This is a genomic window from Vibrio genomosp. F10 str. 9ZD137 (genome assembly GCF_049974785.1).
Taxonomy (GTDB): domain Bacteria; phylum Pseudomonadota; class Gammaproteobacteria; order Enterobacterales; family Vibrionaceae; genus Vibrio.
Genome location: NZ_JBNGCJ010000723.1, coordinates 1 through 5,684 on the forward strand (window position 1 = coordinate 1; position 5,684 = coordinate 5,684).

At 42.9% G+C, this 5,684-nt stretch carries 7 protein-coding genes; 4 read left to right on the forward strand and 3 right to left on the reverse strand.

Annotation, left to right across the window (positions count from 1 at the left end; all coding sequences use genetic code 11):
* Positions 1 to 282, forward strand: a 282-nt coding sequence (locus ACP45E_RS17210) for an OsmC family protein (protein ID WP_069585313.1), incomplete at its 5' end; no start/stop codon positions are given.
* Positions 283 to 356: 74 nt separating this feature from the next.
* On the opposite strand, the gene ACP45E_RS17215 is transcribed toward ACP45E_RS17210, so the two are convergent.
* Together ACP45E_RS17215 and ACP45E_RS17220 are read right to left on the reverse strand one after the other, a co-directional pair.
* The gene (locus ACP45E_RS17215; protein WP_017039084.1) at positions 357 to 1,547 is read right to left on the reverse strand and encodes a DEAD/DEAH box helicase; all 1,191 of its coding nucleotides are present in this window, start codon (positions 1,545 to 1,547) and stop codon (positions 357 to 359) included.
* A gap of 136 nt (positions 1,548 to 1,683) precedes the next feature.
* Entirely contained in the window at positions 1,684 to 2,307 is a 624-nt protein-coding gene (locus tag ACP45E_RS17220) for a 3'-5' exonuclease (RefSeq protein ID WP_017039083.1), read from the reverse strand.
* Between the two features lie 127 nt (positions 2,308 to 2,434).
* Here ACP45E_RS17220 and ACP45E_RS17225 point away from each other — a divergent pair, with 127 nt between their 5' ends.
* Positions 2,435 to 2,869 carry a hypothetical protein gene (locus ACP45E_RS17225; RefSeq protein ID WP_017039082.1) on the forward strand — a complete coding sequence of 145 codons (435 nt, stop codon included), beginning with the start codon at positions 2,435 to 2,437 and terminating at the stop codon, positions 2,867 to 2,869.
* A gap of 99 nt (positions 2,870 to 2,968) precedes the next feature.
* Positions 2,969 to 3,742, forward strand: a complete 774-nt coding sequence (locus tag ACP45E_RS17230) for a substrate-binding periplasmic protein (protein ID WP_017039081.1) — start codon at positions 2,969 to 2,971, stop codon at positions 3,740 to 3,742.
* Between the two features lie 77 nt (positions 3,743 to 3,819).
* On the opposite strand, the gene ACP45E_RS17235 is transcribed toward ACP45E_RS17230, so the two are convergent.
* A complete protein-coding gene (locus tag ACP45E_RS17235; protein WP_017035841.1) occupies positions 3,820 to 4,878 on the reverse strand; it encodes a sensor domain-containing diguanylate cyclase in 1,059 nt (352 codons plus the stop codon).
* 261 nt (positions 4,879 to 5,139) lie between these two features.
* Here ACP45E_RS17235 and yjjG point away from each other — a divergent pair.
* On the forward strand, positions 5,140 to 5,684 hold a 545-nt coding region (gene yjjG, locus ACP45E_RS17240), incomplete at its 3' end, for a pyrimidine 5'-nucleotidase (RefSeq protein WP_069585315.1).

A 5,684-nucleotide genomic window follows, 5' to 3' on the forward strand; every position in this document is an offset into this window, starting at 1 on the left:
AACCGCTCTTCCGATCTCGGTTGTAGCTCTGTGGATGTGGTAGATGGCTTAAAAGAAGCGGGTCAGCAGGTGAGTGAATGTGTGGCTAAATTGACGACTGAGCGTCGAGAAGTCGCACCGCGTATTTTTACCCAAGTTAACATTCATTTTGTTGTGTCTGGTACCTCACTTGATGCCGACATTGTTGCGAAAGTCGCGGCCGATTCGTTAGAAAAATATTGCTCGGTTTGCTTAATGTTAGGTCAAGGCGTAGAAATGACACACAGTTGGGAAATTGTGTAATCTGCCGATATGTTTGTATAAAAAAGGCTTTACCTGATGAGGGTAAAGCCTTTTTTGATTCGCTTAACGAGCGATCAGTTCTGCTCACGTTTATGTTTTGGTACATAGTTTAGAATCGAAATTGGTACATCTTTGGTTGGCGTGAATCCGTCAATTTCTCTTCGTTCGATCAAATGGCCCAAACGACTCTCGATCATACATAGATTCTTGAAGTTATCGCGAGAAACAAATGAAATCGCTTCGCCTTTTGCACCCGCACGACCAGTACGCCCGATTCGGTGAACGTACTCATCCGCTGGGAATGGAAGATCGTAGTTCAATACCCGAGTGAGGTTTTCAATATCGATACCACGTGCTGCCACGCCCGTAGCCACTAGGAACTTGATGCTGCCATCTTTAAAGTCCGCAAGCAGTTGGGAACGAACGTCTTGGCTTCGGCCACTGTGGAAAGACTCTGCGGCAATACCACGCTTCTCGAGTTGTGAGACGAGCTTCGCTGCCCCTTTTTTAGTTTCAATGAAGATAAGGGCCTGATCCCAATTATTCTCTTGGATCATATGGCTAAGTAGTGCCGATTTTTTGTCTTTGTCGACTGTAACCAACCACTGCTCAATCGTATCTTTTGACGCACTGTGTTTGGCGATAGAAATTTCAGCAGGATCATCAATGGCTGATTTAGCCAAGTCGCGTACTGGGTTGGATAACGTCGCAGAGAAAAGCAGGTTTTGAATGTTTTGTGGCAACCGCGCGATGATCTTATTGATGTCTTCAATAAAACCCATATCGAGCATTCTATCCGCTTCATCCAGTACAAACGTTTCAACTTCTTCAAAATGAACCGCATGTTGCCCGTACAAGTCTAAAAGTCTGCCCGGTGTTGCGACCAAAATATCGATACCGTCAATCAGCAGTTGTTTTTGAGGCTTTTCACTGACGCCACCAAATATCGCCGTTGATGTTAGGTTAAGGTGCTTACCATATTCGGTCACACTCTTGTTGACTTGAATGGCAAGCTCGCGAGTTGGCGTTAAGATTAACGCTCGAATGCGTTTTTTACGTTGGGTTTCCCCTTTACTCAGCATCTCAAGAATGGGTAACACAAAACTCGCCGTTTTACCGGTACCCGTTTGAGCCGCGGCAATCAGGTTTTGGCCAGACAATACAAGCGGAATCGCCTTTTGCTGAATTTCGGTCGGTTTGTCATAACCTAATTCATTGATTGCTTGTAGTAGTGGATCGCTTAATCCTAGTTTAGAAAATGGCATTGATTGTCTCGGTAAGGGTCAATAAAGGTATGATAGCGCGAAATGTGTAACACCAAAATGTGCAACACTATAGGAGCATCGTAAAGTGGCGCATTTTAACACGCGTACAATGCATGCCAAGCGGTTTGCATCAATATCACGATTGTTTTGTTGCGCGCAGTAGTGTGCCAATTGCACTTTTTTTAGTCTGACTGATGGTTTTCATCAGAGCAAAAGTGACATCGGAATGAGTGTGTTGTTCAACATCTTCCACCATAGACAACCACAGTTTTGCAGTGACCTCTGCATCGGCTAGGGCTCGGTGAAAAACACCGTCATTGTCGATATGTCGATGCTTGACGAGTTCGCCCAATTTATGGCTTGGGGCGTCTTGGATCAGTCTTCTAGCGACAAGCAAAGAACAGACAAACTGACCATTGTATGACCGATTGATGAGCTCCAATTCAGCGTCGAGAAATCGTTGGTCAAAAGAGGCATTATGGGCGACTAAATGACTGTTTTGAATAAACTCACTAAATTCATGCATGACCTGCTGGTTACTGGGTGCCTGTTTCAGCATGTTATTGGTTATCCCTGTATACCCTTCAATAAAACTGCTGACACGAAAGCCAGGGTTCATGAGCTGCTGAAAGCTATCAATAACCTTTCCGTGTTGAAGTTTAACGGCACCGATTTCAATCGCTCGATCGCCTTGATTAGGAGAAAGCCCCGTTGTTTCGAAATCGAGTACGATAATGGATTTGGCGGAGGTTGGAATCATGGTAAACCTAGGCATAATGAAAAAATACAAGCGCAATGATAACAAGGATTCCACCTGGTAAACTAGCGATTTACTTTCGTTGGCGTTGTTCTTAGATTATTAACGAAAAATCAGAAGAGTGAGTGACATGAATAAAGAGAAGGTTTATTTGCAGTTATTCCATCGTGAATGCAAAGGCTCTCCCGCTATTGAGATGGAAACGGTAGACAATGAGTGGTTAAACACAGCGGATTATAAGAATTGGCTAGCGAGTAAGAGTGATATTCTACAAGACGAAGTGACGGATTCTCTTTGGATAAAAACATGCACAGAAGGGTACATTACCGAGGTTGAGTTCTTGCCAGATGGAACGTTGAACGAGTTCAAATTGTTTGACCGCTTACCGACAACAGGGCATTGGGCGCTTGTTGAGGGTGTGCTCAGCGTTTCTATTTCTAAGGGCGACAACCGATATCAATTTTTAGTGATTGGTCGAAGGGAGAATAGTATCTACTCAGCCATTGAGTACAAAAATAACCAATTACATTCTTACCTTAAGCTCATACCCTCTCGGCCCAAATGAGTTTATTCACTATCATGGTGTATTTGTATTCTAATATTGACTTAACTCGTTCCGTGTCCGTTAATTATGTTATGCGGTTAGTAGATACTGAGGCGAACAATGAGAGGAGCTTTTTTTTTCCCCCTGTTTTTTCTATTTTCTTCAACTGCTTATGCCCAAATAGAAGTAGTCGTGTATGGCGACGATTCCTACCCCCCTTACTCGTATACTGAAGACGGGCAAATGAAAGGTATTTATACCGAGATACTGAGCCGAGCTTTTTCTCGTATGCCCGATTATAAGGTGACCCTTCAAGGTCGACCATGGAAGCGAGGTTTACTTGAAATAAGTCATGGGAAAATATTTGCTCTGTACCCACCTTACAAGCGCGAAATACAGCGGCCATACATGGAATACGACTTTCCTATCCTTAATGAAACACTGATCGTTATTTGTGGTGAAAAAGTGCTGTCTTCACCTAAACCCACATGGCCAAATGACTATCTGGGGCTAACGATCGGTAGCAATATTGGTTTCTCATCAGGAGGCGCTGAATACAGAAAACTTGTTGAAGCTGAAATGATTCAATCGGATGCCGTCTCAGGAACGTCTAGCAATCTGTTAAAGCTTATTGCGGGTAGAATTGACTGTTACATGAACGATGAGTTGTCCATTCAGTGGGAGCTAAAACAACTTCAAAAAGTTGGTAAATACCAGGGAAAAGGGCTTAAAGTTGGCACGACGATAAGTTCAGAGCATGGCTACCTTGGATTTTCTGCAAATGGCGAGAATTTTCCTTTTAAAGCGCATTTCAAGAGTCAATACCAACAGGCTTTATCAGAGCTGAAAAAGAGCGGAGAGATTCAAAGGATAGTTGAAGACTTCGTGCAGTGACTTCGTTTTGTGGTTGCGCATTAAAGCGAGATAATGCCTGAATATTATTAGAAAGGTCGACGAAGGGTCACGCTGAACTACTTATGTCTGCTTTTTTCGTTCCAGCAGCACACTCGATTACGTCCTGAATTTTTTGCGTCATAGAGGGCTGCATCTGCGCGTGATAGGACATCACGAAAGTTCTGATCAGATAGTTTTGGGGAAGAGATACCAATGCTCACCGTACAGATAAGAGGTTTTTTCTTGTAGTAAGTGACCATCCCTTCAATGGACAAACGGTATTTCTCTGCGAGTGCGGCGGCATCAGCTTCTGTCACCTCACTCAGTAATAAGACGAACTCTTCTCCGCCTAACCGAGCGAACACGTCACATTTACGTTTTATGTCTTGGATCTTTTTTGTCATTGCGATGAGGAACTCATCCCCACCTAAATGTCCATGTTGGTCATTGAGCTGCTTGAAATAGTCAATATCGATAATAAGCAAAGCATAGTTTTTATCAAACGCTCTTGGCTTATCATTAATTAACTGGGTAGCTTCAAAGAAAGCCCGTCGATTCATGATTCCTGTCAATGCATCGATGTTTGCTAGAATTTCCATTTCTAGTATGTGCTGCTGCACTCGCACTTGAGAGGCAATCCAACTCACCAAGCTCGAAATAACGCGGGCATCTTGTTCATGAAAGTGGTTTTTATCATGGTGTCCGATATTAATAGTGCCATAACATTTACCGTTGCTAACCAGTGGGGCATCCATGCAAGACAGCAAACCGCCTTTCGCTAACCATTGACAATCTAACCATGCCTCGCGGCTGGTATCGTTACAAATGGCCAGTTTTTCACACGTAAAAACATGTCCAACCATCGTGTTAGCGATCGGAATCGGATGATCAAGAGGTATAGCTTCATTCCCGCTTAGTGCAAACAAAGACAAAAAATCCGGTTCTTGTTGTAAAGCGATACTGACCCGATCCGATTGAAAGATCTGTTTAATCCAAAATGAAGTACTGCGGAGTATGTCTCCTAAGGTTTTGGCTTGAGACAGTTCATCAAAGAATTCCAAAGGGAAATAGGTATGTTTTCCACTTTGGAGTTCTTTGGATCTCGTATTTGTAGGGTCATGGTTCAATTCAAACATCCTTTTCTTCAATGTATAGGGGGCGATGTTATGTAATCTAAAAGTTTAGGAAACGTATTAGTGAATTGCCATTCATCATTAATGATTAATCGGTCAATAATCTGAAGTATGAAGACCTTTTAACCCTTGTTATTACCTTTTAGTATATTTCTCATGGCATCGCTAATTACATAGATGCACAAAACGATTACACTTCACGCCGATACATCAATAGTCGATTTTCCCACGAAACTGTTTTTCCTAGTAATAAAGAGAGCCACCATGAAGTACGATTGGATTTTATTTGACGCTGACGAGACCCTGTTCCACTTCGATTCTTTTAAAGGGATGCAGTTGATGTTTTCGCGCAAAGGTGTGGATTTCACTCAGAATGATTTTGATGCTTATCAGCAAGTGAACAAGCCGCTTTGGGTTGATTATCAAAATGGTGACATTACCGCATACGAGTTGAAGCATGTACGGTTCGATGGGTGGGCAAATAAACTGAATACGACAACGGCAGAGCTCAATTCTGCCTTTTTAGAAGCCATGGCAGACATATGTACATTGCTACCTGGCGCAAAAGAACTTATGGAAGGGCTAGCCGGAAAAGCAAAACTGGGCATTATTACCAATGGATTCACTGAGCTTCAAGCTATTCGCTTAGAAAGAACAGCAATGACCGACTATTTCGAGCATGTGGTGATTTCTGAAGAAGTGGGTGTGGCGAAACCGGATGGCGACATTTTTGCACATGCGATGGAAAAAATGGGTAACCCATGTAAATCGAAAGTGCTGATGGTTGGGGATAACCTCCACTCTGATAT